The sequence below is a fragment of the Pseudomonas sp. Z4-7 genome (assembly GCF_051131965.1).
Classification (GTDB): domain Bacteria; phylum Pseudomonadota; class Gammaproteobacteria; order Pseudomonadales; family Pseudomonadaceae; genus Aquipseudomonas.
Window position 1 is genome coordinate 5,674,959 of record NZ_CP071642.1, and the last position, 24,257, is coordinate 5,699,215.

Here is a 24,257-nt window from a genome sequence, read left to right on the forward strand (position 1 = left end):
CAAGGACGCCTAATATCGGCAGCAGGTTCTCTGGGAAATTCAAAAATGGATATCGACTGGGTCTGCAAACATCACACTGACCTGAGCAAGGAACAGCTATATGCCATCCTGAAACTGCGCGCCGAGGTCTTCGTCGTCGAACAGAACTGCGCCTACCCGGACGTCGACGGACTGGACCTGGAAGGCGACACCTGCCATCTGATGGCCTGGCAGGACAACCACCTGGTCGCTTACCTTCGTTTGCTCGATCCGCATTCGCGAAACAGCGATGTGGTGATCGGCCGCGTAGTCATCGCCCCCGAGGCGCGAGGGCAAGGGCTGGGGCATACACTGATGGAACAAGCCTTGAAGCAGGCCGAAAAGCACTGGCCCGGCGTATCGATCTCATTGTCGGCCCAGGCGCATCTGCAGGGGTATTACGGGCGATACGGGTTTGAAGTGGTGGGTGTGGAATATCTTGAGGATGGGATTCCGCACATTGGCATGCATCGTCCCTGAAGCCGCCATCGCGAGCAAGCTCGCTCCCACAGGGGGCCCAGGTGGGGCCCAATCTTCTGTCCACAAAAGGCCTCTGTGGGAGCGAGCTTGCTCGCGATGAGGCCAGCCCAGGCACCGACAATTCAGGGGTACTCAAGCACCGCCTTGATCCGCTGCAGATTCTGCTCGATCCACCGCCGATCAATCGCCCCCCAATCGCGAATCCGATACCGCCCGGCATGGTTGCGCGCGCCCTCCTGCTGCTCGAATTCACAGAGGATGTCCAGGTCCGCCAGCGCCACGACGGTATCCTGGGCGGTGCGCCGAGGCATGCCGGTAACTTCGGTGAGCGCGGGAATGTTGCTGGCCAGGCCGCTGTCGATCAGGTAAGCCACGTACAGTCGACGATAGAAGCTGCTCTTGGTCTTGCTGACGTCCATTCGCTCATCCCTTGTCTTGTTGCAGGTCCCGCCAGGTCAGGTACACCCGCAGGTCGAATTCCAGCTGGTGATAGCCCGGCAGCATGTGCTCGCACAGCTGGTAGAAAGCCTTGTTGTGGTCCGACTCCTTGAAGTGGGCCAACTCGTGCACCACGATCATTTCCAGAAACTGGGGCGCTGCGTCCTTGAACAACGAAGCAATGCGGATTTCTTTCTTGGCCTTGAGCTTGCCGCCCTGTACCCGTGACACCGCCGTATGCAGCCCAAGCGCGCGATGGGTCAGGTCGAGGCGGTTGTCGAACAGTACTTTGTCGATGGCCGGCGCGTTACGCAGGTAGCGCTGCTTGAGATCCAGCGCATAGCCGTACAACGCCTTGTCGCTCTGGATCGGATGGCGGCCGGGATAGCGTTGTTGCAAGTAATCGCCCAGTCGATCCTCGGCAATCAGTTGCTGCACCTGGGCTTGCAGCGCGGCGGGGTACGCCTGGAGGTATTTGAGCACGGTCATCGGACGGCAACACAGTCACTGGAGGCCGCCAGTGTAGCGAATTCAGGCCGGCACCGCGCTCCAGTCGAATGGTCGCGCGAAAGCATCTGTGTCCTCGGCCATCAAGGGCCGCGCCACGAGGAAGCCTTGCACATATTCACACCCATGGGCCTTGAGCCAGTGATACTGCTGCGGCGTCTCGACCCCCTCGGCGATCACTCGCAAGCCCAATTGCTTGCACAGGTCGATCACCGAGGCGGCCAGCGCAGCGTCCCTGGGCGAGTCCGGCAAGCGGGCGATCAAGTGCCGATCAAGCTTGAGCGTATCGAGTTCGAGATCACGCAGATGCGCCAGCGAGCAAGGCCCCGAACCGAAGTCGTCCAGCGCCACTCGCACGCCCAGGTGGCGCAGCAGGCGCAATTGCTTATGGGTTTCGTCGGGGTTGCGCATCAGCGCGTCTTCGGTGATCTCGACCTCCAGCTGCCGCGGCTTCAACGCATGGCGATCCAGGACCTGGCGCAACTCGGTCACCAGGTTGGGCATGCCGAACTGGGTACTGCTCAGGCTCACGCCCAACACCAGATCGTCGGGAAACATCCGCTCCCAGACTTTGCGCTGGGACGCACTGCGATGGTAAATCCAGCTGCCCAGCCGACTGATCAACCGAGCCTCCTCCAGCAACGGCAGGAACAAGCCCGGCGGTACGTCCCCGACGCTGGGGTGCTGCCAGCGCAGCAGCGCCTCGAACCCTCGGGTCCGTCCGTCGAGGATGCTGACCTGTGGTTGATAGACCATATTGAAGTCGCGATTTTCGATGGCCGAACGTACGCTTTCTTCAAGCATCAGCCGTGAACGGGCTCGGCCGTTCATTTCGTGATCGTAGAAACGATACTGCTGGCGGCCGGCGCGCTTGGCCTCGTACATGGCGATGTCGGACGCGCGAAGCAACCCGTCGAGGTTGGAGCCGCAGTCCGGGTACGTGGCGATGCCAATACTGGCGCCCAGCGCTACGTCCATGCCTTCGATCTGCTGGCAGACCGAGACGCGCTCGATGAGTTTCTCGGCAATCTTCGCCGCCTGCTCGGGCACCTCAAGATCCAGCAGCGCCGTGAACTCATCGCCGCCGAGCCGCGCGAGGATGTCGAACGGGCGCAGGCAGGCCTTCAACTGTTCCGATACCCAGCGCAACACCCGGTCGCCGGCATCGTGGCCCAGCGAGTCATTGACCCGTTTGAAGCCATCGAGGTCCAGGTACAACAGCACCCAGTTGCTTTCCAGCCGTTCGCTGCGCATCAGCAGGTTTTCGGCGGTCTGATAGAACCCCCTGCGGTTGAGCAAACCGGTCAGGGGATCAGTGACGGCCTGGAACTCCAACTGCTGGTGCAAATGACGAACCACCGACATGTCCTGAAGCGTCACCACCATGGCCTTTTGTTCAGAAGGCAGGGGGGCACAGGACAAGGCCACCGACACTTGCTGGCCGGGCGCGGTGCGCAGCACGGCGTCGTGCAAGCGCCAGGTTTCGCCACGTCGATAGGCGGCATGGATATCCGAATCGATCCACTCGGGAATATGGGGTTTCTGCAGGAAATCCAGGAAGGGCATCCCTTGCAATCGGTCCGCAGTGGCGTTGAGCAAGCGGCACGTCGAAGGGTTGGCAAAACGGATGAAACCGCCTTCATCCACCACCAGGATGCCTTCGGCGGCGTTATCCAGCACCGAGGCATTAAAGGCCCTGGCTGCCTCCAGGTCCTGGCTCAAACGCTGCAAGGCCCGGCGATTGCGCTGGTGTTCGAGTAGCGCGTGGACCTTGGGCTTGAGAATCTGCGGGTCGAACGGTTTGAACAGGTAATCCACCGCGCCGCTGGCGTAACCCTTGATCACCGCGTCCTGGGACTGCTCGTTGGCGGTCAGGAAGATGATCGGCGTGAGCCGCGTGCGCTGGCTGCCACGCATCAGACGCGCCACTTCGAAGCCGTCCATGTCCGGCATCTGCACATCCAGCAGCACCAGGTCGATGTCATGTTCGAGTAGCAGGTTGAGAGCCTCGACACCCGAGGACGCGGTCATGACCTGCCAATCCTGACGCTGCAACAACGCTCGCATGCTGAGCAGGTTTTCAGGGTAGTCATCAACAATCAAAAGGACGGAGCTGTCTTCGCCAAACGGGGGTTGCGCGCATTCCATGCTGCTTCTCTTATCGGGACGCCATGTCCGTCCTACGTGGGAAAACGGACAACATACAGTGATCTCACTCTAGACCGGGATTTTGAAAAGCAGTAGGTGTCATGACGCCATCATCCAGACAAAGCCCGAAATAGCCGACTAACGGTCACCCTGCTCAGGCACAGAAACTGCAATGACCCCCTCGACGAACATTTGACGTCAAACATTCGCCGAGCGGTCAACAACAAAAGCCCCACCCAGCGTTTCGAGACGCTCAAAAGGGCGGTTCAAAGCCTCCCGACACGGCGTACACCCTTTTACATCCGATACGCAGGACACACGACATGATCGATCTCGCAACCTGGAACCTGAGCATTCCTGAAGGCGCACCACCGGCGACCATCCAGACTTCGCAACTGGTACAAGGCTTCAAGAACCAGTATTTCAACTCGGAAACCGGCACCGTGTTTTTCTGGGTCCCCGTCACGGGCGCCACGACGGCCAACGCCATTTACCCTCGCAGCGAGCTGCGCGAAACCAACAGCGACGGCACCTTGCGCAATTGGTTGTACCCGGCTGCGGATAACAAGCTGGCCGCCACGTTGACCGTCGGCCAGGTGCCCAGCACCGGCAAGCTGGTGATTGGCCAGATCCACACCAAGGACAGCACCAGCCCCATGGTGAAGCTGGAATACCAGTACAAGACCTACAGCTCCACCGGCAACATCGTCGCCAAGGTGCGCATGCGTCCCGACGACGCCACGGGCCAGGTCATCACCATCGCCACCGGCATCAAGCTCAACCAGCCGTTCTCGTACCTGATCCACCTCAACCGTGCAGGCCTCTTGACCATCAACGGCGCCGGCTATCAGTGGAGTGCCACCGTCAGCAACACCTGGAGCACCAAACCGTTGTACTTCAAGGCTGGCGTCTACGTGCAGGACAACGCTGGCTACGCCACCGAAGGCGCAAAAGCCACGTTCAGCCTGCTGGATATCGATCACAACCTCTAAGGTTTCCCCCCGAGCAGCAGCATGGATCGCTGCTTGCCCGCAACCGACTCGCTCCCCTTCGATCGACGTCGCAATGGCACCGCCAAAAAGCCATCGTTCAATAAAATTTTGACGCTACCGACCAACGGTCAATTATCTGCGGCACAAAATCGCCAATCCCTACTCTGACGGACTGCTGACGCCAAACCTCCGCCGTACGAACGTGCCAAATGTTTGTCCGCATTCCTGCCGGCGTCCGCAGAAAGCGCGTCTTAGAGCCTCCGGCTGTGGCGTAAATCATTTCTTCTTCTCAGAAAGGATCCGAACATGGTCGATCTAGCAACCTGGAACCTGAGCATCCCCGAAGGCAGCCCGCCGAAAACCATCGAAACCCCTCGACTGGTGGATGGCTTCAGGGACAAGTACTTCAACTCCGAAGGCAGCACGGTGTATTTCTGGTCGCCGGTGACCGGCACCAAGACCGAAAACGCGATCTACCCGCGCAGCGAACTACGCGAGACCTACCGAGACGGCACCCTGCGCAACTGGCTTTACCCAGAGGCCGACAATCAATTGCGCGCGACGCTGGTGGTCAATCAGGTTCCCAGCAGCGGCAAAATCGTGATTGGCCAGATCCATGCCAAGGACAGCAACAAACCGATGGTGAAGCTGGAATACCAGTTCAAGGACGCCACCAACACCGGCAACATCGTCGCCAAGGTGCGCATGCGCCCCGATGACAGCAAAAGCCGGGTCATCACGGTAGCTACCGGCGTGAAGCTTGACCGGGCCTTTTCTTATCGGATCCACCTGGATCGCACCGGCGACCTGGGCATCACCGCCGCCGGTAATAGCTGGTACACCACGGTCGGCGCTGCCTGGCGGGTCAAGCCGTTGTACTTCAAGGCCGGGGTGTATGTGCAGGACAACAGTGGTTATACCAGTGAAGGCGGCAAGGTGACGTTCAGCAAGTTGGACATCGATCACAACACTTGAAATTTCACGTCCTAAAAACTCGTAGGAAACATCCCCTTGTGGTGAGGGGATTTGTTCCCGCTGGGCTGTGAAGTAGCCCCCTCTTTTGTCAGACGCACCGTATGCAGCGGTTTTGCGGCGGCTGCGCCCCCGAGCGGGAGCAAGCTCCCTCGCCACGGGGGCCGGTGCGTCCTACAGGTCGATTTTGGCCTGGAAAATCTACTCTATAGTTTGGTTGGTCTGCTGGCTTTGGCCAGTGGCAGGGGTTTCGCAGCCCTGGTGAGTTAGAATCACGACCGTCAGAAGTCAACATAGGCGCATCCCGCCTGCGTTCGGCTTTTTATGGCGGCTGTGTGTGGGAGATCTTCGGGTCTGCCGGGTTTCTCTAACTCCTCGGTCTGCGAACCCGCACATGGCTGCCACCCAATTTGTTTCGCAGCGAACGGTGGCAATTACTTTTCTTGAGTTAGAGGTTTGTCATGAAAACCGAACAATTGCTTGGCCGCTTTACCCCACTCACCCCAATCGCCACCACCCAACCTATCCTGTTCATCGACAGCACCGCGCCCCTGACCGAGCTTCACGCCTGCGCCAGCGAACGCCTGCATGCCACTCTTGATTACCTGACGCTTATGGCCTGCACCACTTTGCGCGATTCGGCTGCCGGGGATCTCAACACTCTCACTAATGTCGCCCGGATTCTGGTTCAGGATGTGGCCGATGTGTTCGGTGTCATCGAACAGCGTGGGCTCGAAGAGCACTGAAACCTGCCTGCAGGAGGGCCCCTGTGGAAGGGCCCTCTTCGCGAAGAGGCCAGCACGTTCAATATCCTCCTCGTACACGCTCACCCGCTGTCCGCCTGCCAGCCATAGATGATGATAGGAGGTCATGTGCATATTCTTCTGAGCAGAGTAGGATTAAATCCTATCTTCTCAAGGGGGTCCGTCATGCGTAGCACTCAACAATTCAGCATCACCCTGCCCAACCAAATGGCCGACCTGGTGAAAGCCAAGGTGGCCGCTGGCGAGTACGCCACTGAAAGTGAAGTCATTCGCGATGGTCTGCGCGCGCTACTGGCTCGTGATCGTGCTTTGGAAAACTGGCTTATAGGCCAGGTAGCTCCTGCTTACGATGCCTTGAAAGTAGATCCGTCGCGTGCACTAAGCGCTGATGATGTGCGCTCCCGATTGGCGGCAGAGCACCAGAACCTCACTGCTGAATCCTGATGGTCTATACCGTCAAGTTTGCACCGGAAGCCCTTGAGCAATTAGCTGCGCTCTATCGCTACATTGCCGCAGCGGCTTCGCCGAAAATTGCCCATAGGTGTACCGACGCTATTGCAACCTACTGTGAAGACCTACGGACATTCCCGCACCGAGGGACCAGAGGGACCAGAGGGACGATATACGGCCGGGGTTGTGTATAACAAACTACCGCAAACGGACTGTGATCGCCTTTGTCGTTGAACCCGAACAGGTTTTCATCCTGGGCGTGTTTTACGGCGGACAGGACTTCAAGGTCGCTTTGCAGACCGAGCAGGAAGATTGACGCAAGCAGCTCACCAGCAAGCCTGCTTATCCAATATCCTCATCGACTGACACCCCGCCTTCGCGAGCAGGCTCGCTCCCACAGGGGCAACGCGAACCTCATCCAGAACCAGGTCGGCTACCAGGCCGCCTCGCGGTAGACGTTGATCTCGGGCGCCCCGTTAACCACGCTGGCCGAACGCAGGCATTGTGGAGTGGGCAACCCGGCATGGATGCCGGGTTAGCCGCGCTGGGCCAGGGACGGCCCTTCGCGGCGGGCCCACGGAGCAATGCCGGAGTGAGGGCATGCCGAGCCTAGGCGAGGCACCGAGTGGTGGGGCAAAAGCGTTTTGCTTACTTTTGACTGGGCCGGCTTCCGGGCTTTTCAAAAGTGAGACGCTGTAAGAGCGTAACCATAAGCAGCCACCACCCAAAAAACGGATATACACCCAAATCCCAGCATTAAAAAACCCGCATCACTGCGGGTTCTTTAATAATGAATAACGCGAAAAGCTTAGTTGACCTTAGCGTTCAACTCACCCTTCAAATACCGCTGATACATGGCTTCCAGCGAGATCGGCTTGATCTTCGACGCATTACCCGCCGTACCAAACGCCTCATAACGCGCAATACACACATCACGCATCGCCGTCACGGTCGCACCGAAGAATTTACGCGGATCAAACTCGCTAGGATTGGTCGCCATCAGACGACGCATGGCACCGGTGGAAGCCAGGCGCAGGTCAGTGTCGATGTTGACCTTGCGCACGCCGTACTTGATGCCTTCGACGATTTCCTCGACCGGCACGCCGTAGGTTTCCTTGATGTCGCCACCGTACTGGTTGATGATCGCCAGCCACTCCTGCGGTACCGAGGAGGAGCCGTGCATCACCAGGTGAGTGTTGGGGATACGCTTGTGGATTTCCTTGATGCGGTCGATGGCCAGCACGTCGCCGGTAGGCGGCTTGGTGAACTTGTAGGCGCCGTGGCTGGTGCCAATGGCGATCGCCAAGGCGTCGACCTGGGTTTTCTTGACGAAGTCGGCGGCTTCTTCCGGGTCGGTCAGCATCTGGCTGTGATCCAGCACGCCTTCGGCGCCGATGCCATCTTCCTCACCGGCCATGCCGGTTTCCAGCGAGCCCAGGCAACCCAGCTCACCTTCCACCGAGACGCCGCAGGCGTGGGCCATGGCGACGGTTTGCTGGGTGACACGGACGTTGTATTCGTAGTCAGTCGGGGTCTTGCCGTCTTCGCCCAGGGAGCCGTCCATCATTACCGAGCTGAAGCCCAGTTGGATGGAGCGCTGGCAGACGTCAGGGCTGGTGCCGTGGTCCTGGTGCATGCACACCGGGATGTGCGGGAATTCTTCGATTGCCGCCAGGATCAGGTGACGCAGGAACGGCGCGCCGGCGTATTTGCGAGCGCCGGCCGAAGCCTGGACGATCACCGGGGAGTCAGTCTTGTCAGCGGCTTCCATGATGGCGCGCATCTGCTCAAGGTTGTTGACGTTAAAGGCTGGGACGCCATAGCCGAACTCGGCTGCGTGGTCCAGCATCTGACGCATGCTGATAAGTGCCATTAGTGTGTCTCTCCCGGTCGAGGGTCGTTAATCGTGCCAGCCTGCCGGAGCGGCGGCGGCTATTCAAGTCATTGCGGGTCGGGGCTGGCCCGAGCCTGCGTGTTCCGTATCGCCAAACCCAAACATTGACGCGATCCCTGTGGGAGCGAGCTTGCTCGCGATGAGGGTGGCACATTCAACATCTCTGTTGCCTGATAGACCGCAATCGCGAGCAAGCTCGCTCCCACATGGGATCTGCTTCCCTATTCAGATCCGTGTGAATCAGATGAATCCTGTCAATCGGCCTTGCAGCCCCGCCCAATCAGATCATTGGTGGCGACCCAATACGCCAGGCCTTCCTCGCCCTTGATGTGCAACGCCAGCATGTCATCGCTGTACAGCGAACCTTCGGCGCCGGGTTCGAGCTTGAGGCGATAAACCTTGTCAGCGCCGCCCAGCCGGACATCGACTTCCTTGCGCGCTGCATCGGCATAACGCCAGAGCACCTTGGCCTCGCTGTCACATGTCCAACTCGTCCAGCCCTCTGCAGCAGGCTCGGACGACTGCAAAAAACCCAGTTGCGAGCAACCGGCCAACAATGCCAACGCCACGACGGCGATAAAGCCTTTCATCCGTGTTCCTCGACGGGCGGCCCGTGCCGCTCGCCATGAGTTAAGAGTCTGACCCGTCAAGGGCAACCATGTTCCTTGACCGGCGCCTGCGTCTCGTATTTATCCAGGCCGTCCGGCCCGGAACGCTTGTTCAGTACCGGGTTGGTCTCGGCCTGCCAGTCAGCCTGATAACAGCCTTGCTCAGGCACTGGCGCCGCCGTGTCCGGCGCGGTGGCTTGCGGGCTGCTCGAGCAAGCCACCAACAGCGTCGCGGCCATCAGCGACATGAACGTCTTGACCATCGGAACACTCCTTTGCCTGGTCAACGTTGCCTCAGGCCTTGGCCCGGCTTTCCAGGACTTCCACGGCAGGCAGCACTTTGCCCTCGACGAATTCGAGGAACGCGCCACCACCGGTAGAAATGTAGGAGATCTGCTCGGCTACGCCATATTTATCGATGGCAGCCAGGGTGTCGCCACCGCCCGCGATGGAAAACGCAGTGCTCTCGGCGATCGCCTGGGCCAGCACCTTGGTGCCGTTGCCAAACTGGTCGAACTCGAACACACCGACCGGACCGTTCCACAGGATAGTCTGGGAGGATTTCAGCAGTTCGGCGAAGTTCGCCGCGGTTTGCGGGCCGATATCGAGGATCATGTCGTCCTCGGCCACATCGTCGATCAGCTTGACGGTGGCGGTGGCACTTTCGGCGAATTCCTTGGCAACCACCACGTCCACGGGCAACGGTACGCTGACCTTGGCGGCGATTTCACGGGCCGTGTCCAGCAGATCCGGCTCGTACAAGGATTTGCCTACCGGGTGACCGGCGGCGGCGAGGAAGGTGTTGGCGATGCCGCCACCGACGATCAACTGGTTGCAGACCTGGCTCAGGCTGTTGAGCACATCCAGTTTGGTCGAAACCTTGGAGCCGGCAACGATGGCGGCCATCGGCTGGGCTGGCGAGCCCAGGGCCTTGCCCAGCGCGTCCAGCTCGGCCGCCAGCAACGGACCAGCGGCGGCGACTTTGGCGAACTTGGCCACGCCGTGGGTCGAGCCCTCGGCGCGGTGCGCGGTGCCGAAGGCGTCCATCACGAACACGTCGCACAGGGCGGCGTATTGCTGGGCCAGCTCATCGGCGTTCTTTTTCTCGCCCTTGTTGAAGCGCACATTTTCGAACAGCACGACATCGCCAGCCTTGACGTCGACGCCGCCCAGGTAATCGGCCACCAACGGCACGTCGCGGCCCAAGGCCTTGCTCAGGTAGTCCGCCACTGGCTTGAGGCTGTTCTCGGCCGAGAATTCGCCTTCGGTCGGACGGCCCAGGTGCGAGCAGACCATCACTGCCGCACCTTTTTCCAAGGCCAGCTTGATGGTCGGCAGCGAGGCCAGGATGCGCGCGTCGCTGGTGACAACACCGTCCTTGACAGGGACGTTGAGGTCTTCGCGAATCAGTACGCGCTTACCTTGCAGATCGAGGTCGGACATCTTCAACACGGTCATGGGTCGCAATTCCTGGGTAACTGTTTAGAGAGCAGGTTTATTGGAAGCGGTTTGCAGGTAGTGCTCGGCAACGTCCAGCATACGATTGGCAAAACCCCATTCGTTGTCGAACCAGGCCAGGATGTTCACAAGCCTGGGCCCGGAAACGCGGGTCTGGCTGGCATCGACGATGGCCGAATGTGGGTCGTGGTTGAAATCACAACTGGCGTGAGGCAACTCGGTGTAGGCCAGGAGGCCTTTGAGCGGGCCGCTGGTGGCGGCTTCGCGCAGGATCCGGTTGACCTCGGTGGCGTCGGTATCGCTCACGGTCTGCATCGTGATGTCGAGGCAGGACACGTTGACCGTCGGCACCCGCACGGCTTTGGCCTGAATTCGCCCGGCAAGTTCCGGCAACAGCCGCTCAATGCCGCGCGCCAGACCAGTGGACACCGGAATCACCGACTGGAAGGCCGAACGGGTACGGCGCAAATCCTCGTGGTGATAGGCGTCAATCACCGGCTGATCATTCATCGCCGAGTGGATGGTGGTGATCGACACGTATTCCAGGCCGATAGCCTGGTCCAGCAGGCGCAACAGCGGCACGCCGCAGTTGGTGGTGCAGGACGCGTTGGACACCAGCAGCTCTTCGCCAGTCAGGCAGTCCTGGTTCACACCGTAGACGATGGTGGCGTCAACGTCGGCCTCGCTGGCCATCGGCTGGGAGAACAGCACCCGTGGCGCGCCGGCAGCGATGAACCGCTGGCCATCGTCACGGGTGTTATAGGCGCCGGAGCACTCAAGCACCAGATCGACGTTCAGGGACGCCCAATCGATGCCTTCGGGCGTGGCGCTGCGCAGGACCTTCACGCAGTCGCCATTAATGTGCAGACAATCATCCTCGACCCGCACTTCGCCGGGAAACCGGCCGTGGGTGGAGTCAAAGCGTGTCAGGTATTCGATGCTGGCCATGTCGGCCAGATCGTTGATGGCCACAATCTCGAACCCGGCCTCCGCCCCTCGCTCGAACAACGCACGCAAGACGCAACGACCAATGCGGCCGTAGCCGTTGAGTGCAACTTTGTAGGGACGCGGTTGGGGCATGGGGGTTCTCTGATCGGGGTGAATCCGTTAAGACCAGCATTGCCTGCACCACCGCTATCGCGAGCAAGCTCGCTCCCACAGGGTCGGTGGAGATCCTTGTGGGAGCGAGCTTGCTCGCGATGGCGTCAGCACAGACAACCTATTACAGATCAGTCTTCCAGCAGCTCTTCAGCCTGCCCAAGGATGTTCTCCAGGGTGAAGCCGAACTCCTCGAACAGCGCCGACGCAGGCGCCGACTCACCGTAGGTGGTCATGCCGATCACGCGGCCTTCCAGGCCCACGTACTTGTACCAGTAATCGGCGTGAGCGGCTTCGATGGCAATCCGCGCGCTGACTTGCAACGGCAACACCGCTTGCTTGTAGCCGGCGTCCTGGGCGTCGAAAACGCTGGTGCAAGGCATGGAGACCACGCGCACGTTGCGGCCCTGCCCGGTCAGCTTGTCGAAGGCCTGGACGGCCAGGCCGACTTCCGAACCGGTGGCGATCAGGATCAGCTCAGGCTCGCCGATGCAGTCCTTGAGCACATAGCCGCCACGGCTGATGTCGCCGATCTGGCCGGCATCGCGCTCCTGGTGCTGCAGGTTCTGGCGCGAGAAGATCAGCGCCGATGGGCCGTCGTTGCGCTCGATGGCGTGTTTCCAGGCCACAGCAGACTCCACGGCGTCGCATGGGCGCCAGGTGTCCAGGTTCGGCGTGCAGCGCAGGCTCGCCAGTTGCTCGATCGGCTGGTGAGTCGGGCCGTCTTCGCCCAGGCCGATGGAGTCGTGGGTGAACACGTACAGGATGCGTTTTTTCATCAGCGCCGACATGCGCACAGCGTTGCGGGCGTATTCCATGAACATCAGGAAGGTCGCGCCGTAAGGCACCAGGCCGCCGTGCAGGGCAACGCCGTTCATGATCGCGCTCATGCCGAACTCACGAACGCCGTAGTACATGTAGTTGCCGCTGGCGTCTTCGGCGGTTACACCCTTGCAGCCTTTCCACAGGGTCAGGTTGGAGCCGGCCAGGTCGGCCGAACCGCCCAGCAGTTCCGGCAGCAGCGGGCCGAAGGCATTCAGGGTGTTCTGGCTGGCCTTGCGGCTGGCGATGGTTTCGCCCTTGGCCGCGACTTCGGCGATGTAGGCAGAAGCTTTCTCGGCGAAGTCGGCCGGCAGCTCGCCGCTGAGGCGACGGACCAGTTCGTTGGCCAGCTCAGGGAATTCGGCGGAGTAGGCTGCAAAACGCTGGTCCCACTCGGCTTCGGCCGCGCGGCCTTTTTCCTTGGCGTCCCATTCGGCATAAATGTCGGCCGGGATTTCGAACGGGCCGTGTTCCCACTTCAGCGCGGCGCGGGTCAGGGCGATTTCCTCGGCGCCCAGTGGCGCGCCGTGGCAGTCCTCCTTGCCCTGCTTGTTCGGCGAGCCGAAACCGATGGTGGTCTTGCAGCAGATCAGTGTCGGCTGGGCGCTCTTGCGCGCAGTTTCGATGGCGATCTTGATTTCTTCCGGGTCGTGACCGTCGACGTTGCGGATCACCAGCCAGTTGTAGGCTTCGAAGCGCTTGGGGGTGTCGTCGGTGAACCAGCCTTCGACTTCACCGTCGATGGAAATGCCGTTGTCATCGTAAAAGGCGATCAGCTTGTCCAGGCCCAGGGTACCGGCCAGGGAAGCGACTTCGTGGGAAATGCCTTCCATCATGCAGCCATCACCCAGGAACACGTAGGTGTGGTGATCGACGATGTCGTGGCCAGGACGGTTGAACTGGGCCGCCAGGACTTTTTCCGCCAAAGCGAAGCCCACCGCGTTGGCCAGGCCCTGGCCCAACGGACCGGTGGTGGTTTCAACGCCTGGGGTGTAGCCGTATTCCGGGTGGCCCGGGGTGCGGCTGTGCAGCTGGCGGAAGTTCTTCAGGTCATCGATCGACAGGTCATAGCCGGTCAGGTGCAGCAGCGAGTAGATCAACATCGAGCCGTGGCCGTTGGACAGCACGAAGCGGTCGCGGTCGGCAAACGATGGGTTGCTCGGGTTGTGCTTGAGGTAGTCGCGCCAAAGCACCTCGGCGATATCCGCCATACCCATTGGGGCACCGGGATGGCCGCTGTTGGCTTTCTGCACGGCATCCATGCTGAGGGCACGAATGGCATTGGCACGCTCACGACGGCTGGGCATCGCTGATCTCCTGGGTTTTGAATAACGAAACTGAAAAAGGCGAGCATTTTCCCTCACCCACCCGCCTCGGGGCAATCAGATACTCGTCCAAAGGCGATATTTGCGCCGGATAAAGCCGCATCGGCCAGGTGAAACCTTTCCGCTGTTGCTGGGTAGAGTCAAGCTGCTGCTGGGAAGTGCCATTTATCGAGCAATATCAAAACTTTTTGATATTGACCTTGCGATGCGCCAGACCCGTCACTAGACTGCCGCCCATGAATTTACGCGTGCCTTCCATTCGCCATGACGATTGCGATGAGCTGGCGGCCCTTTGCAAGGCCGGTGGCGATCCGTTGCGGCTCAATGTATTGCGCGCCCTGGCCAACGACTCGTTCGGCGTTCTGGAACTGGCGCAGATCTTCGGCATCGGCCAGTCCGGCATGAGCCACCATTTGAAGGTGCTGGCCCAGGCCGACCTGGTGGCGACGCGCCGTGAAGGCAACGCCATCTTCTACCGCCGTGCCCTGCCCCACACCGAACTGCTGGGCGGCAAGCTGCACGCAGCGCTGCTTGAAGAGGTGGACGAACTGGACTTGCCGCTGGACGTGCAAGCCCGCATCGCCCAGGTACACGGGCAACGAGCCGCCGCCAGCCAGGACTTTTTCGCCCGGGTGGCGGAGAAATTCCGCGCCCAGCAGGACCTGATCGCAGGACTGCCGCAATACCGTGACAGCGTCGTGGCGCTGCTGGACAAGCTGAGCTTCGAGCCCACCGCCACAGCGATGGAAGTCGGCCCCGGTGACGGTGCATTCCTGCCGGAACTGGCGAGGCGCTTCAGCCAGGTGACCGCGCTGGACAACAGCCCGGCGATGCTCGAACTGGCCCGCCAGGTGTGCGAACGTGAGTCCCTGGCTAATGTCCGCCTGCAACTGGCCGACGCGCTGAACGGTGTGAGCCTGCAGGCCGACTGTGTTGTATTGAACATGGTGCTTCACCATTTTGCCGCGCCGGCCGATGCACTCAAGCACATGGCCAACCTGCTGCAACCGGGCGGTAGCCTGTTGGTGACAGAGTTATGCAGCCACAACCAGAGTTGGGCCAAGGAGGCCTGCGGTGATCTCTGGCTGGGGTTTGAACAGGACGATCTGGCCCGTTGGGCCACCGCTGCGGGCCTCGTGCCCGGGGAAAGCCTCTATGTAGGCTTACGTAATGGTTTCCAGATCCAGGTTCGCCATTTTCAGCGACCGGCTGGCGACACTCACCATCGGTAACTTGTAGGAAAACATCGAGATGAGCGAATACTCCCTTTTCACCTCCGAGTCCGTGTCTGAAGGGCATCCGGACAAAATCGCCGACCAGATTTCTGATGCGGTGCTGGACGCCATCATTGCTGAAGACAAGTTCGCCCGCGTGGCGTGCGAGACTCTGGTGAAAACGGGCGTGGCGATCATCGCCGGCGAAGTTACCACTTCCGCCTGGGTCGACCTGGAACAGATCGTTCGCGACGTAATCCTGGGCATCGGCTACAACAGCTCCGACGTCGGCTTCGACGGCGCGACCTGCGGCGTGATGAACATCATCGGCAAGCAGTCCCCGGACATCAACCAGGGCGTTGACCGCGCCAAGCCGGAAGACCAGGGCGCTGGCGACCAGGGCCTGATGTTCGGCTACGCCAGCAACGAAACCGACGTACTGATGCCGGCACCGATCACCTTTTCGCACCAGCTGGTCCAGCGCCAGGCTGAAGCGCGCAAATCCGGCCTGCTGCCTTGGCTGCGCCCGGACGCCAAGTCGCAAGTGACTTGCCGTTATGAAGGCGGCAAGGTCGTCGGCATCGACGCGGTCGTGCTGTCGACCCAGCACAACCCGGAAGTGTCCTACAAGGACCTGCGCGAAGGCGTGATGGAGCTGATCGTCAAGCACGTGCTGCCTGCCGAACTGCTGTCCAAGGACACCCAGTTCCACATCAACCCGACCGGCCAGTTCATCATCGGCGGCCCAGTGGGCGACTGCGGCCTGACCGGTCGCAAGATCATCGTCGACAGCTACGGCGGCATGGCCCGTCACGGCGGCGGCGCGTTCTCCGGCAAGGATCCGTCCAAGGTTGACCGCTCGGCGGCGTACGCCGGTCGTTATGTCGCCAAGAACATCGTTGCCGCCGGCCTGGCCGAGCGTTGCGAGATCCAGGTTTCCTACGCCATCGGCGTCGCCCAGCCTACGTCGATTTCGCTGAACACCTTCGGTACCGGCAAGATTGGCGACGACAAGATCATCCAGCTGGTGCGTGAAGTGTTCGACCTGCGTCCATACGCGATCACCACCATGCTCGACCTGCTGCACCCGATGTACCAGGACACCGCAGCCTACGGCCATTTCGGTCGCACGCCGCAGACCAAGACCGTGGGCGACGACACCTTCACCACGTTCACCTGGGAAAAAACCGACCGCGCCGACGCCCTGCGCGCCGCTGCTGGCCTGTAACACCCCGCCGCATTGAAAAAGCCCCTGGCGACTGAGTCGCCAGGGGCTTTTTTTTTACGCCTTCGTGGCGAGGGAGCTTGCTCCCGCTGGGGTGCGAAGCGCCCCCCTTCAAACCGCAGGGTGTATCAAGCTGTTCAAGTCCGCCGCGCCACCAACAAAAACGAAGCCGCGCTCGCCAGTAACCCCGCGCACATTCGGTTGAACAACCGCTTGCCACTCGGCCGGGCGAACAGCCGCCGGGCATAAATACCCATGTAGCAATACAAGCCAATGGCAACGCATTCCAATGCCAGGAACAGCCCGCCCAGCACCGCGAACTGCTGGGTGACGGTGCCCGCGCGGTCAACGAACTGTGGCAGGAAAGCGGTAAAAAGCAGGATTGCCTTCGGATTGCCGATCGCCACCAGGAACTCCTGGCGCGCCAGGCTGGCCATGCTCATCGAACTGGCCTCTGCCTCGCCGGCGGCTTCAGGTTGCGCACGCCACAACTGCACAGCGAGATAAAAGAGATAACCGGCACCGACGAGCTTGATGCCCAGGAACAACAGCTCCGAGGTATGCAGCACCGCCGTCAGCCCCACCGCCGCCAGGGCAATCATGATCGCAAACGCCAGCAGGCGGCCGATGCCACCGCTGCAGGCGCGAACGAAACCATAGCGCGAGGCGTTGCTGATCGACAGCAGGTTGTTCGGGCCCGGCGCCATGTTCAGCGCAAAGCAGGCCGGGATAAAGACCGCGAGCGTGGTCAGGTCCATCGGTTGCACTCCTGGCAGAGCGGATCGAGCGTCCATTCTGCACCGCTCAGTGACGCGTTCAAGGCACAGTTGCCCGGGCAAATCGCTCCCGACTGTACCGCCACAGCTTCGCCATCGTGCTTGGCAAAACCCGGTAACGCACTGGACCTCGCGCCTTTTGCAACACTGACTAGCCTTCCAGTACTTCACCTGGCAAGGATGCTTCGATGCTGTCGTTACTGCGTGCACTTGTAGGCTTTTTACTGACCATGCCCGTCCTCGCGGCCCCCTGCCCGAGTGGGCCAACCGAAGGCGTCCAGGCACAGGTCGACGTCCTCCAGCAACAGATCGATGACTGGGACGATGCCTATCACCGCCTCGGCCACTCCTTGGTGGCCGATGAGCTTTACGATCAGTCCCGAGCGCAACTGGAATATTGGCGCAACTGCCTTGGCCTCGGGTCGCCAGGCACGCCCTTGCGCTCCGCTGGCGGGAAAGTCCCCCACCCGATCGCTCATACCGGCCTGGATAAACTCAAGGACGCCGATGCCGTGCGCAGCTGGTTGGACAGTCGCGACGACGTCTGGGCCCAGCCGAAAGTCGATGGCGTAGCGGTTACCCTGGTTTATCGCGGTGGACACCTGCACCAGGCGATCAGCCGCGGCGATGGCATCCAGGGACATGACTGGACCAACACTGCACGAAAGATCCGCGACATCCCCCAACGGTTGCGCGAACCTGCGGACCTGCTCGTTCAGGGCGAGCTCTACTGGCGGCTCGACGATCACGTACAGGCCGTCAGCGGCAGCCTTAACGCCCGATCAATCGTGGCGGGATTGATGGCCCGCAAGGACCTGAGCGCGGAACAGGCGTCTGGCATCGGCCTGTTCGTGTGGGAGTGGCCGGAAGGGCCGGCGACCCTGCCTGAACGGATTGCCGAGCTGAAAGAGCTGGGTTTCGCCGATGCGACCGTTTATAGCCAGCCCATCCAGGCATTGGCCGATGCGCAACACTGGCGCAACCACTGGTACCGCACGCCGCTGCCGTTCGCCAGCGACGGGGTCGTCTTGCGCCAGAGTCGTCGCCCGTCCGCCGATCGCTGGCGAGCCCGGGCGCCCTCCTGGAGCGTGGCATGGAAATACCCACACGCCCAGGCGCTGGCCGAGGTGCGCGATGTGCGTTTCAAGATCGGCCGCACCGGGCGTATTACGCCGGTGCTGGAGCTTGCGCCGGTGATGCTCGACGACCGCAAGATTCGCCGGGTAAGCGTCAGCTCACTCAAGCGCTGGGAAGGCATGGATATCCGCCCCGGCGACCAGGTCGCCATCAGCCTGGCCGGGTTGACCATTCCGCGGCTCGACAGTGTCGTGCTGCGAAGTGTCGAACGCCAGAGCCTCGACATCCCCGCCGCTGCCGATCATCACTTCTTGAGCTGCTGGCAACCGACGCCTGGCTGTGAAAGCCAGTTCCTCGCGCGCCTGAACTGGCTCAGCGGCAAGCACGGGCTCGCCCTGCCCCATGTTGGCCCCGGCACCTGGGAGCAACTGCTGGCCGCCGGCCAGCTGGACGGATTGCTGGATTGGTTGACCCTTGATGCCGCCGAGCTTGCTAACATTGCCGGTTTCGGCGAACGCAACAGCGCCCGTCTGCTCGCCAGCCTGGACAGCGCCCGGCAGCGCCCATTCCGTCAATGGCTCAAGGCGCTTGGCGTACCGCCCACCGGAGGGGCAAGGCTCGAGGAGCGCTGGGAGGTCCTGGCTGAACGCGACACTGAACAATGGCAAGCCGAAACGGGTATCGGGCCGGGACGCGCCGCGCAACTGAGCGCTTTTTTTCGCGACCCGCAGGTACTGGCCTTGAGTGAAACATTACGCACCGCAGGGGTCGATGGCTTCTAGTCCGGCCCGTGCGGTTGAACCCAAGAGACGGGAGGCGCTCCAACTGCGCATCTGTCCCGACCGCTCGTGAGTTTTTATACGGAGTTGCTATGAATTTCCTGTACCCCGTTGCCCTGCTGGCCTTATGCGGTGCCATGGCCGCCCCCTTGATGGCGGATGAACAGAGCCCGGAACTGACCGGTTGCGCAGCCAAGCGCCAAGGCATCATCAACCAGATCGAACTGGCCAGGTCCCGAGGCAATCAGGACCAGCAGGCCGGGCTGGAAACAGCCCTGGCCGAAGTCACCACCCACTGCACCGATGCTTCCCTGCGCAAGGAGCGTGAAAACAAGGTGCTGGAGGCCAAGCATGAAGTCAGTCGCCGTCAGGCCGACCTGGAAAAGGCCATGAAAAAAGGCGACGCGGAGAGAATCAACAAGCGCAAGGACAAGTTGGCGGCGTCCCGCAAGGAGCTGCAGGAAGCGGTGGACGAGCTGGATAAATAAGCACCGGGATGGGTTTCAATAGTCCCGGAATTCCTTATGACAGGCACTGCACGCATCCTCGACCTTCTGCACCGCCGGCCCCAGGTTACTGGCCCGGTAGGGCTGGACCCGACTGGCGGTCACCAACTCGGCGGTCGCCGCTTCGAGACTGCGGGCCAGTTCCTGGAAACGCGCCTGCTTCTGCCAGACTTCGTCCCGGGCACTGGTGTGATCCTGCTCACGCACCTGCGGAAAATGTTTCCACGGTTCATGGGAAAGTTGATCCAGTTGCACCGCGCCTTCGGCGAAACGCGCGCCATCGAACGGGACACGACCACGCAACATGCCACCCAACTCTTCGTTGGTCTTGAGCATCTGCTTGAAAATCGTCTTGCGCTGGCCCAATGGCGAGTTGGGATCGACACCACCACAGGCGGACAGCATCAGGCAGGCCAGCACTGCCATGGAAAATCGTCTTACAAACATTTTGGCCTCTGGACAGAAAACGACCGCTAGTATCCCCGGGTCGTCGGAAAACACCAATGGCCCTATCAACAATACGGGTGCCAGGCGCATGACAGCGCCTGGACGACCGCAAAGGAAATATCATGAACAGCCGCTTCAAGTCCTGGCGCACGGGCCTGGCGTTGACCTTACCGCTGATTGCACTGCTGGCCGGCTGCAACCGCGGCGAAAAGGTCGAGGAGCCTCAGACTCATGCCCTCGCCACCTACGTCAGCGCGCCCTGGGAGGCACTTCCGTCGGTAGCCGATGAAGACCTGCTGGCCGGCTTCGGCGCCTGGCGCAGCGCCTGCACCCGCCTCAAGGCCGATGCGGCCTGGGGGCCGACCTGCGCGGCGGCGGCCAATGTGCCGCAAACCGCCGCGGCTGTACGCAATTTCCTGAAACAGAACCTCGACGTCTATGGCCTGCGCTCGGGCGAAAACAGCCCCAACGGCCTGATTACCGGCTACTACGAGCCGGTCTATCCCGGCAGCCTCACGCAGACCGCCACGGCGAATATCCCGGTCTACGGTGTGCCTGAAGACATGATCGTCGTGGCGCTGGACAGCCTCTACCCGGAGCTCAAGGGCAAGCGCCTGCGCGGGCGTCTCGAAGGCCGCGTGCTGAAACCCTACGACGACGCCAGCACCATCGAGGCCAACGGCGTGAAGGCGCCGGTCATCGCCTGGCTCACCGACCCGATGAACCTGCAATTCCTGCAGATCCAGGGTTCGGGACGCATCCGGCTCGATGACGGCCGCCAGTTGCGCATCGGTTATGCCGACCAGAATGGCCACCCCTACCGGCCCATCGGCCGCTGGCTGGTGGAACAGGGCGAGCTGAAAAAAGAAGACGTGACCATGGGCACCATCAGTGCCTGGGCCAAGGCCCATCCGGAGCGGATCCCCGAGTTGCTGGGCAGCAACCCCAGCTATGTGTTTTTCAACCGCAACCCCGACAGCAACGAAGGCCCGCGAGGCTCGTTGAATGTACCGCTTACCGCCGGCTACAGCGTGGCGGTGGATCGCAAGGTGATTCCGTTGGGCAGCCTGCTGTGGCTGTCGACGACTCGCCCCGATGGCAGCGCCCTGAACCGTCCCGTCGCCGCCCAGGACACAGGGGGCGCGATCTCTGGCGAAGTCCGAGCGGATCTGTTCTGGGGCACCGGGGACGCGGCCGGGCAACTGGCCGGAGACATGAAACAGCAAGGTCAGATCTGGATGTTGTGGCCCAAGGGCATGGCACTGCCGCAAGTGCCACAGGTGGCGAATGCGGTCAGCGCCAATCCTTGAGAATGAGCTGATAGTGCAATCCCTTCGCGAGCAGGCTCGCTCCAACATGGGATCCGGATTCACTGGGATCCACTGTGGGAGCGAGCCTGCTCGCGAAGAGGCCCGCACAAATATCAAATATTCAACAAACAGCCTCAGACCGAAACAAAGAAGAAACTCAGTACCAACCCTACCCCCACGAACCACACCAGCGAACGCAGGATCGCCCAGTCCGCCAGGTAGCAAATGATGTAGAGCAGGCGACTGGTGATGAACAGCACCGCCAGCACATTGATGGTGACCAGTTCGGCATTGCCGGCCAGGTGCGCGACGATCACGGCGGCGGCAAAAAACGGGGCGATTTCAAAGCTGTTCAATTGCGCGGCGTAGGCACGGCGGGGAGCGCCTTCGAGCGAGTCGAGAAAATCCCGGGGGTCGTGGTTATCTTGCAATCTGTATCTGCCGCCGGCCTTAGCGATGCCGATACACAGGTAAGGCAGGATAAAAGCAATCAAAACGCACCACAGGGCTACCGTCATACCGCATTTCCTTATTGAGTTTTATCGAGAATCGAGCGTCAAGCAGCGCCAGAGCTTCATCACAGCATGCCAGCCCGCAGGCTAAGAGTCGCGGCCGGCCGAAAGGTTCTTTCAGCTAGCGCATGCCGAAAAGCACCACCACCGTTATACTGCACCCGACCACGCCGCACTCAGTTGCGCATAGATCAATTCCAATAATTCTGCTGCTGCCCGTTCATTCGAACCAAGGCATCGGCATGCGTATGCCTGATCAGAGCGTCAAGACTACAGACAGAGACCTTGCGCATGCCACTCGCCTTGCTTGCTTTGGCCGTCGCCGCTTTCGGCATCGGCACGACTGAATTTGTCATCATGGGGCTGTTGCCCGATGTCGCCCGTGACCTGGCCGTAAGCATTCCCCACGCCGGGCTGCTGATTACCGGCTATGCGCTGGGGGTGGTATTCGGCGCACCGATCCTGGCGATCGGCACCGCGAACATGCCGCGCAAGGCCACGCTGCTGGGCATGACGCTGATGTTCATTCTCGGCAACGTGCTCTGCGCCCTCGCGCCGAACTACGTCACGCTGATGGCTGCCCGAGTCATCACCGCGCTCTGTCACGGGGCATTTTTTGGCATCGGGTCGGTGGTGGCCGCCGGGCTGGTAGCACCGAACAAACGGGCCCAGGCGATTGCAATGATGTTCACCGGCCTGACCCTGGCGAATGTGCTGGGCGTGCCGCTGGGCACGGCCTTGGGTCAATACGCCGGCTGGCGATCGACGTTCTGGGCGGTAGCGGTCATCGGCGTGATTGCAGCCATCGCCCAATGGGTGTGGCTGCCCAAGGAAATTCCCATGGACAAGGCCAACCTCGCCAGTGAGTTCAAGGTGCTGGGCAAGGCCAATGTGCTGCTGGCGCTGGGCATGAGCGTGCTGGCTTCGACCAGCCTGTTCAGCGTGTTCACTTACATCGCACCGATCCTGCAGGACATCACTGGCGTGAGTCCCCACGGCATCACCGTCATGCTGTTGTTATTCGGCGTGGGCCTGACGGCGGGGAGTTTCCTGGGCGGACGCCTGGCTGACCGGCGCTTGCTGCCGTCCCTGGTGGGCATGGCGCTGGCCGTGGTGCTGGTGCTCGCCGCGTTCAGCCAGACCAGCCAATCGGTGATTCCGGCGGCGATCACCCTGGTGTTGTGGGGCGTCTTTGCGTTCGCCCTGTGCCCGATCCTGCAATTGCTGATCATCGACCAGGCCCACGAAGCCCCCAACCTGGGCTCGACCCTGAACCAGAGCGCCTTCAACCTGGGCAACGCGGCCGGCGCCTGGATCGGCGGCCTGGTGGTCGCCAGCGGCGCCGACCTCGCCGATTTGCCGTGGACCGGCGCCCTGGTCGGCGGGCTCACCGTACTGACCGCGCTTTACTTCATTTATCGGCAACGTCACGTCGGCGCGGCGGCAGACCTTGCCGACTGAGGGGCGTATTGGTTTCGCTGCGCACCTGGGCGTGGCTGATCAGAGCAAAGATGAAGCTGCCGCCGATGATGTTTCCCGCCAGGGTCGGCGCGGCGAACACCATCCAGAAGTCCTCCCACGACAGCTGCCCGGCAAACACCAGGTAAGACACCTCGGCCGATCCCACGACGATGTGGGTGAAATCCCCGAGCGCCATGAGGTAGGTGATGAGGACAATGATCCACATCTTGGCGTTCTCCATGGAGGGGATCATCCACACCATGGTTGCGATCATCCAGCCGGAAATGATGCCTTTGGCGAACATCTGGCCGGCGTCGTTCTCCATCACCTTGCGGCCAATCTCCAGAAAGGCCAGGTCGGTGCGCCGGTCAAAGATCGGCAGGTGCAGCATCACATAGGCCACCAGCAAGGTGCCGCACAGGTTGCCCACCAGCACCACGCCCCATAACCGGAACAACCGGCCGAAGTTGCCCAGCGTGGGTTTGCTCATGATCGGCAGCACCGCCGTCAGGGTGTTTTCGGTGAATAACTGCTGCCGCGCGAGGATCACGGCCAGGAAGCCGGCGCAGTAGCCAAAACTGGCGATGACCTTGAAGCCTTCATGGTCCGGCAACCGGGAGTTGAGCAGCCCCATCGCCATCAGCGACAAGCCCATCGTCAAACCGGCCGCCAGGGCCGACCACCACAGGGCGGCGACACTGCGCTCCAGCTCCTGATCACCCTGGGTGCGAATGATTTCATGCAATACCGCCGCCCGTGGCGGCTGGTTGCGGTCGACCTCGTGCTGCTCCTCTGCCGAGAGGTCAGGGGTCTTGCCGTCTTTATGAGTGTCCATACAGCTCCTGAACCGGTGGCGTGATGTACCTACGACATGCGGCGCTCGGAGCTGTTCAGTGGTGCCAGGAAATGACCGGCGCCGGTAATGCCGCCTTCGCGAGCAGGCTCGCTCCCACAGAGGAACCGGCGGTGGGGACTA

Annotated in this window: 24 protein-coding genes and 1 pseudogene; 12 read left to right on the forward strand and 13 right to left on the reverse strand. The window is 61.3% G+C overall.

Features of this window, described 5'->3' with window-relative positions; translation table 11 throughout:
• Nucleotides 1-45 precede the first annotated feature (45 nt).
• Nucleotides 46-498, forward strand: coding sequence for a GNAT family N-acetyltransferase (locus J3P91_RS25485; RefSeq protein ID WP_434571261.1), 453 nt, complete (start codon nucleotides 46-48; stop codon nucleotides 496-498).
• Between the two features lie 122 nt (nucleotides 499-620).
• Here J3P91_RS25485 and J3P91_RS25490 read toward each other — a convergent pair whose 3' ends face one another.
• From J3P91_RS25490 to J3P91_RS25500, 3 genes are read right to left on the reverse strand one after another with little or no spacing between them, the layout of a single operon-like run.
• Nucleotides 621-917, reverse strand: a complete 297-nt coding sequence (locus J3P91_RS25490) for a winged helix-turn-helix domain-containing protein (RefSeq protein WP_434602090.1) — start codon at nucleotides 915-917, stop codon at nucleotides 621-623.
• A gap of 4 nt (nucleotides 918-921) precedes the next feature.
• The gene (locus J3P91_RS25495) at nucleotides 922-1,425 is read right to left on the reverse strand and encodes a M48 metallopeptidase family protein (protein WP_434571257.1); all 504 of its coding nucleotides are present in this window, start codon (nucleotides 1,423-1,425) and stop codon (nucleotides 922-924) included.
• Between the two features lie 42 nt (nucleotides 1,426-1,467).
• A complete protein-coding gene (locus J3P91_RS25500; protein WP_434571255.1) occupies nucleotides 1,468-3,591 on the reverse strand; it encodes a putative bifunctional diguanylate cyclase/phosphodiesterase in 2,124 nt (707 codons plus the stop codon).
• A 323-nt stretch (nucleotides 3,592-3,914) separates the two neighbouring features.
• Here J3P91_RS25500 and J3P91_RS25505 point away from each other — a divergent pair, with 323 nt between their 5' ends.
• From J3P91_RS25505 to J3P91_RS25525, 5 genes and pseudogenes are all read left to right on the forward strand, one after another.
• Nucleotides 3,915-4,583 carry a polysaccharide lyase family 7 protein gene (locus J3P91_RS25505; protein WP_305498252.1) on the forward strand — a complete coding sequence of 223 codons (669 nt, stop codon included), beginning with the start codon at nucleotides 3,915-3,917 and terminating at the stop codon, nucleotides 4,581-4,583.
• 306 nt (nucleotides 4,584-4,889) lie between these two features.
• Nucleotides 4,890-5,558 (forward strand): polysaccharide lyase family 7 protein, encoded by a 669-nt coding sequence (locus J3P91_RS25510; RefSeq protein ID WP_305498250.1) that lies wholly within the window; start codon nucleotides 4,890-4,892, stop codon nucleotides 5,556-5,558.
• A gap of 458 nt (nucleotides 5,559-6,016) precedes the next feature.
• Entirely contained in the window at nucleotides 6,017-6,301 is a 285-nt protein-coding gene (locus tag J3P91_RS25515) for a fructose-bisphosphate aldolase (RefSeq protein WP_434571251.1), read from the forward strand.
• A gap of 183 nt (nucleotides 6,302-6,484) precedes the next feature.
• Nucleotides 6,485-6,763, forward strand: a complete 279-nt coding sequence (locus tag J3P91_RS25520; protein WP_434602091.1) for a ribbon-helix-helix domain-containing protein — start codon at nucleotides 6,485-6,487, stop codon at nucleotides 6,761-6,763.
• Nucleotides 6,763-7,085, forward strand: a pseudogene (locus J3P91_RS25525) (type II toxin-antitoxin system RelE/ParE family toxin). Before J3P91_RS25520 ends, J3P91_RS25525 begins: the two are co-directional and overlap by 1 nt.
• Before the next feature lie 492 nt (nucleotides 7,086-7,577).
• Here the strand turns inward: J3P91_RS25525 and fba are convergent.
• The 6 genes from fba to tkt all read right to left on the reverse strand — a co-directional run bounded on the left by fba (nucleotide 7,578) and on the right by tkt (nucleotide 13,956).
• Nucleotides 7,578-8,642, reverse strand: coding sequence for a class II fructose-bisphosphate aldolase (gene fba, locus J3P91_RS25530; protein WP_003177554.1), 1,065 nt, complete (start codon nucleotides 8,640-8,642; stop codon nucleotides 7,578-7,580).
• A gap of 275 nt (nucleotides 8,643-8,917) precedes the next feature.
• Nucleotides 8,918-9,253 carry an MliC family protein gene (locus J3P91_RS25535; RefSeq protein WP_434571249.1) on the reverse strand — a complete coding sequence of 112 codons (336 nt, stop codon included), beginning with the start codon at nucleotides 9,251-9,253 and terminating at the stop codon, nucleotides 8,918-8,920.
• Between the two features lie 56 nt (nucleotides 9,254-9,309).
• The gene (locus J3P91_RS25540) at nucleotides 9,310-9,534 is read right to left on the reverse strand and encodes a hypothetical protein (protein ID WP_434571247.1); all 225 of its coding nucleotides are present in this window, start codon (nucleotides 9,532-9,534) and stop codon (nucleotides 9,310-9,312) included.
• Nucleotides 9,535-9,565: 31 nt separating this feature from the next.
• Nucleotides 9,566-10,729 (reverse strand): phosphoglycerate kinase, encoded by a 1,164-nt coding sequence (locus tag J3P91_RS25545; RefSeq protein WP_434602092.1) that lies wholly within the window; start codon nucleotides 10,727-10,729, stop codon nucleotides 9,566-9,568.
• A 24-nt stretch (nucleotides 10,730-10,753) separates the two neighbouring features.
• The gene (gene epd, locus J3P91_RS25550) at nucleotides 10,754-11,809 is read right to left on the reverse strand and encodes an erythrose-4-phosphate dehydrogenase (RefSeq protein WP_434602093.1); all 1,056 of its coding nucleotides are present in this window, start codon (nucleotides 11,807-11,809) and stop codon (nucleotides 10,754-10,756) included.
• A 149-nt stretch (nucleotides 11,810-11,958) separates the two neighbouring features.
• Nucleotides 11,959-13,956: a transketolase gene (tkt, locus tag J3P91_RS25555; RefSeq protein ID WP_434571242.1), complete on the reverse strand. Its 1,998-nt coding sequence runs from the start codon at nucleotides 13,954-13,956 to the stop codon at nucleotides 11,959-11,961.
• A 254-nt stretch (nucleotides 13,957-14,210) separates the two neighbouring features.
• Here tkt and J3P91_RS25560 point away from each other — a divergent pair, with 254 nt between their 5' ends.
• Both J3P91_RS25560 and metK read left to right on the forward strand, forming a co-directional pair.
• Nucleotides 14,211-15,206 (forward strand): ArsR/SmtB family transcription factor, encoded by a 996-nt coding sequence (locus J3P91_RS25560; RefSeq protein ID WP_434560372.1) that lies wholly within the window; start codon nucleotides 14,211-14,213, stop codon nucleotides 15,204-15,206.
• Nucleotides 15,207-15,225: 19 nt separating this feature from the next.
• Nucleotides 15,226-16,416 (forward strand): methionine adenosyltransferase, encoded by a 1,191-nt coding sequence (gene metK / locus J3P91_RS25565; RefSeq protein ID WP_030137860.1) that lies wholly within the window; start codon nucleotides 15,226-15,228, stop codon nucleotides 16,414-16,416.
• A 134-nt stretch (nucleotides 16,417-16,550) separates the two neighbouring features.
• Here metK and J3P91_RS25570 read toward each other — a convergent pair whose 3' ends face one another.
• On the reverse strand, nucleotides 16,551-17,171 hold the full coding sequence (locus tag J3P91_RS25570) for a LysE family translocator (RefSeq protein WP_434560370.1): 621 nt from the start codon (nucleotides 17,169-17,171) through the stop codon (nucleotides 16,551-16,553).
• A gap of 206 nt (nucleotides 17,172-17,377) precedes the next feature.
• Here J3P91_RS25570 and ligB point away from each other — a divergent pair, with 206 nt between their 5' ends.
• Both ligB and J3P91_RS25580 read left to right on the forward strand, forming a co-directional pair.
• Nucleotides 17,378-19,048 carry an NAD-dependent DNA ligase LigB gene (gene ligB / locus J3P91_RS25575; protein ID WP_434602094.1) on the forward strand — a complete coding sequence of 557 codons (1,671 nt, stop codon included), beginning with the start codon at nucleotides 17,378-17,380 and terminating at the stop codon, nucleotides 19,046-19,048.
• Between the two features lie 89 nt (nucleotides 19,049-19,137).
• Nucleotides 19,138-19,533 carry a DUF1090 domain-containing protein gene (locus J3P91_RS25580; RefSeq protein WP_434560366.1) on the forward strand — a complete coding sequence of 132 codons (396 nt, stop codon included), beginning with the start codon at nucleotides 19,138-19,140 and terminating at the stop codon, nucleotides 19,531-19,533.
• 15 nt (nucleotides 19,534-19,548) lie between these two features.
• On the opposite strand, the gene J3P91_RS25585 is transcribed toward J3P91_RS25580, so the two are convergent.
• On the reverse strand, nucleotides 19,549-19,998 hold the full coding sequence (locus J3P91_RS25585; protein WP_434560364.1) for a c-type cytochrome: 450 nt from the start codon (nucleotides 19,996-19,998) through the stop codon (nucleotides 19,549-19,551).
• A gap of 122 nt (nucleotides 19,999-20,120) precedes the next feature.
• Here J3P91_RS25585 and mltA point away from each other — a divergent pair, with 122 nt between their 5' ends.
• Nucleotides 20,121-21,308 (forward strand): murein transglycosylase A, encoded by a 1,188-nt coding sequence (gene mltA / locus J3P91_RS25590; protein ID WP_434560362.1) that lies wholly within the window; start codon nucleotides 20,121-20,123, stop codon nucleotides 21,306-21,308.
• A 134-nt stretch (nucleotides 21,309-21,442) separates the two neighbouring features.
• Here the strand turns inward: mltA and J3P91_RS25595 are convergent, their stop codons facing one another.
• Nucleotides 21,443-21,826 carry an MAPEG family protein gene (locus J3P91_RS25595; protein ID WP_249877090.1) on the reverse strand — a complete coding sequence of 128 codons (384 nt, stop codon included), beginning with the start codon at nucleotides 21,824-21,826 and terminating at the stop codon, nucleotides 21,443-21,445.
• Nucleotides 21,827-22,111: 285 nt separating this feature from the next.
• On the opposite strand from J3P91_RS25595, the gene J3P91_RS25600 reads away from it, so the two are divergent.
• On the forward strand, nucleotides 22,112-23,281 hold the full coding sequence (locus tag J3P91_RS25600) for an MFS transporter (protein ID WP_434602095.1): 1,170 nt from the start codon (nucleotides 22,112-22,114) through the stop codon (nucleotides 23,279-23,281).
• Here J3P91_RS25600 and J3P91_RS25605 read toward each other — a convergent pair.
• Nucleotides 23,232-24,116 carry a formate/nitrite transporter family protein gene (locus J3P91_RS25605; RefSeq protein WP_305498226.1) on the reverse strand — a complete coding sequence of 295 codons (885 nt, stop codon included), beginning with the start codon at nucleotides 24,114-24,116 and terminating at the stop codon, nucleotides 23,232-23,234. The genes J3P91_RS25600 and J3P91_RS25605 overlap by 50 nt on opposite strands.
• Between the last annotated feature and the right edge of the window lie 141 nt (nucleotides 24,117-24,257).

Coding starts and splice junctions, on each gene's coding strand:
- J3P91_RS25485 (WP_434571261.1), top strand. CDS start 46: ATGGATATCGACTGGGTCTGCAAACATCACACTGACCTGAGCAAGGAA.
- J3P91_RS25490 (WP_434602090.1), bottom strand. CDS start 917: ATGGACGTCAGCAAGACCAAGAGCAGCTTCTATCGTCGACTGTACGTG.
- J3P91_RS25495 (WP_434571257.1), bottom strand. CDS start 1,425: ATGACCGTGCTCAAATACCTCCAGGCGTACCCCGCCGCGCTGCAAGCC.
- J3P91_RS25500 (WP_434571255.1), bottom strand. CDS start 3,591: ATGGAATGCGCGCAACCCCCGTTTGGCGAAGACAGCTCCGTCCTTTTG.
- J3P91_RS25505 (WP_305498252.1), top strand. CDS start 3,915: ATGATCGATCTCGCAACCTGGAACCTGAGCATTCCTGAAGGCGCACCA.
- J3P91_RS25510 (WP_305498250.1), top strand. CDS start 4,890: ATGGTCGATCTAGCAACCTGGAACCTGAGCATCCCCGAAGGCAGCCCG.
- J3P91_RS25515 (WP_434571251.1), top strand. CDS start 6,017: ATGAAAACCGAACAATTGCTTGGCCGCTTTACCCCACTCACCCCAATC.
- J3P91_RS25520 (WP_434602091.1), top strand. CDS start 6,485: ATGCGTAGCACTCAACAATTCAGCATCACCCTGCCCAACCAAATGGCC.
- fba (WP_003177554.1), bottom strand. CDS start 8,642: ATGGCACTTATCAGCATGCGTCAGATGCTGGACCACGCAGCCGAGTTC.
- J3P91_RS25535 (WP_434571249.1), bottom strand. CDS start 9,253: ATGAAAGGCTTTATCGCCGTCGTGGCGTTGGCATTGTTGGCCGGTTGC.
- J3P91_RS25540 (WP_434571247.1), bottom strand. CDS start 9,534: ATGGTCAAGACGTTCATGTCGCTGATGGCCGCGACGCTGTTGGTGGCT.
- J3P91_RS25545 (WP_434602092.1), bottom strand. CDS start 10,729: ATGACCGTGTTGAAGATGTCCGACCTCGATCTGCAAGGTAAGCGCGTA.
- epd (WP_434602093.1), bottom strand. CDS start 11,809: ATGCCCCAACCGCGTCCCTACAAAGTTGCACTCAACGGCTACGGCCGC.
- tkt (WP_434571242.1), bottom strand. CDS start 13,956: ATGCCCAGCCGTCGTGAGCGTGCCAATGCCATTCGTGCCCTCAGCATG.
- J3P91_RS25560 (WP_434560372.1), top strand. CDS start 14,211: ATGAATTTACGCGTGCCTTCCATTCGCCATGACGATTGCGATGAGCTG.
- metK (WP_030137860.1), top strand. CDS start 15,226: ATGAGCGAATACTCCCTTTTCACCTCCGAGTCCGTGTCTGAAGGGCAT.
- J3P91_RS25570 (WP_434560370.1), bottom strand. CDS start 17,171: ATGGACCTGACCACGCTCGCGGTCTTTATCCCGGCCTGCTTTGCGCTG.
- ligB (WP_434602094.1), top strand. CDS start 17,378: ATGCTGTCGTTACTGCGTGCACTTGTAGGCTTTTTACTGACCATGCCC.
- J3P91_RS25580 (WP_434560366.1), top strand. CDS start 19,138: ATGAATTTCCTGTACCCCGTTGCCCTGCTGGCCTTATGCGGTGCCATG.
- J3P91_RS25585 (WP_434560364.1), bottom strand. CDS start 19,998: ATGTTTGTAAGACGATTTTCCATGGCAGTGCTGGCCTGCCTGATGCTG.
- mltA (WP_434560362.1), top strand. CDS start 20,121: ATGAACAGCCGCTTCAAGTCCTGGCGCACGGGCCTGGCGTTGACCTTA.
- J3P91_RS25595 (WP_249877090.1), bottom strand. CDS start 21,826: ATGACGGTAGCCCTGTGGTGCGTTTTGATTGCTTTTATCCTGCCTTAC.
- J3P91_RS25600 (WP_434602095.1), top strand. CDS start 22,112: ATGCCACTCGCCTTGCTTGCTTTGGCCGTCGCCGCTTTCGGCATCGGC.
- J3P91_RS25605 (WP_305498226.1), bottom strand. CDS start 24,116: ATGGACACTCATAAAGACGGCAAGACCCCTGACCTCTCGGCAGAGGAG.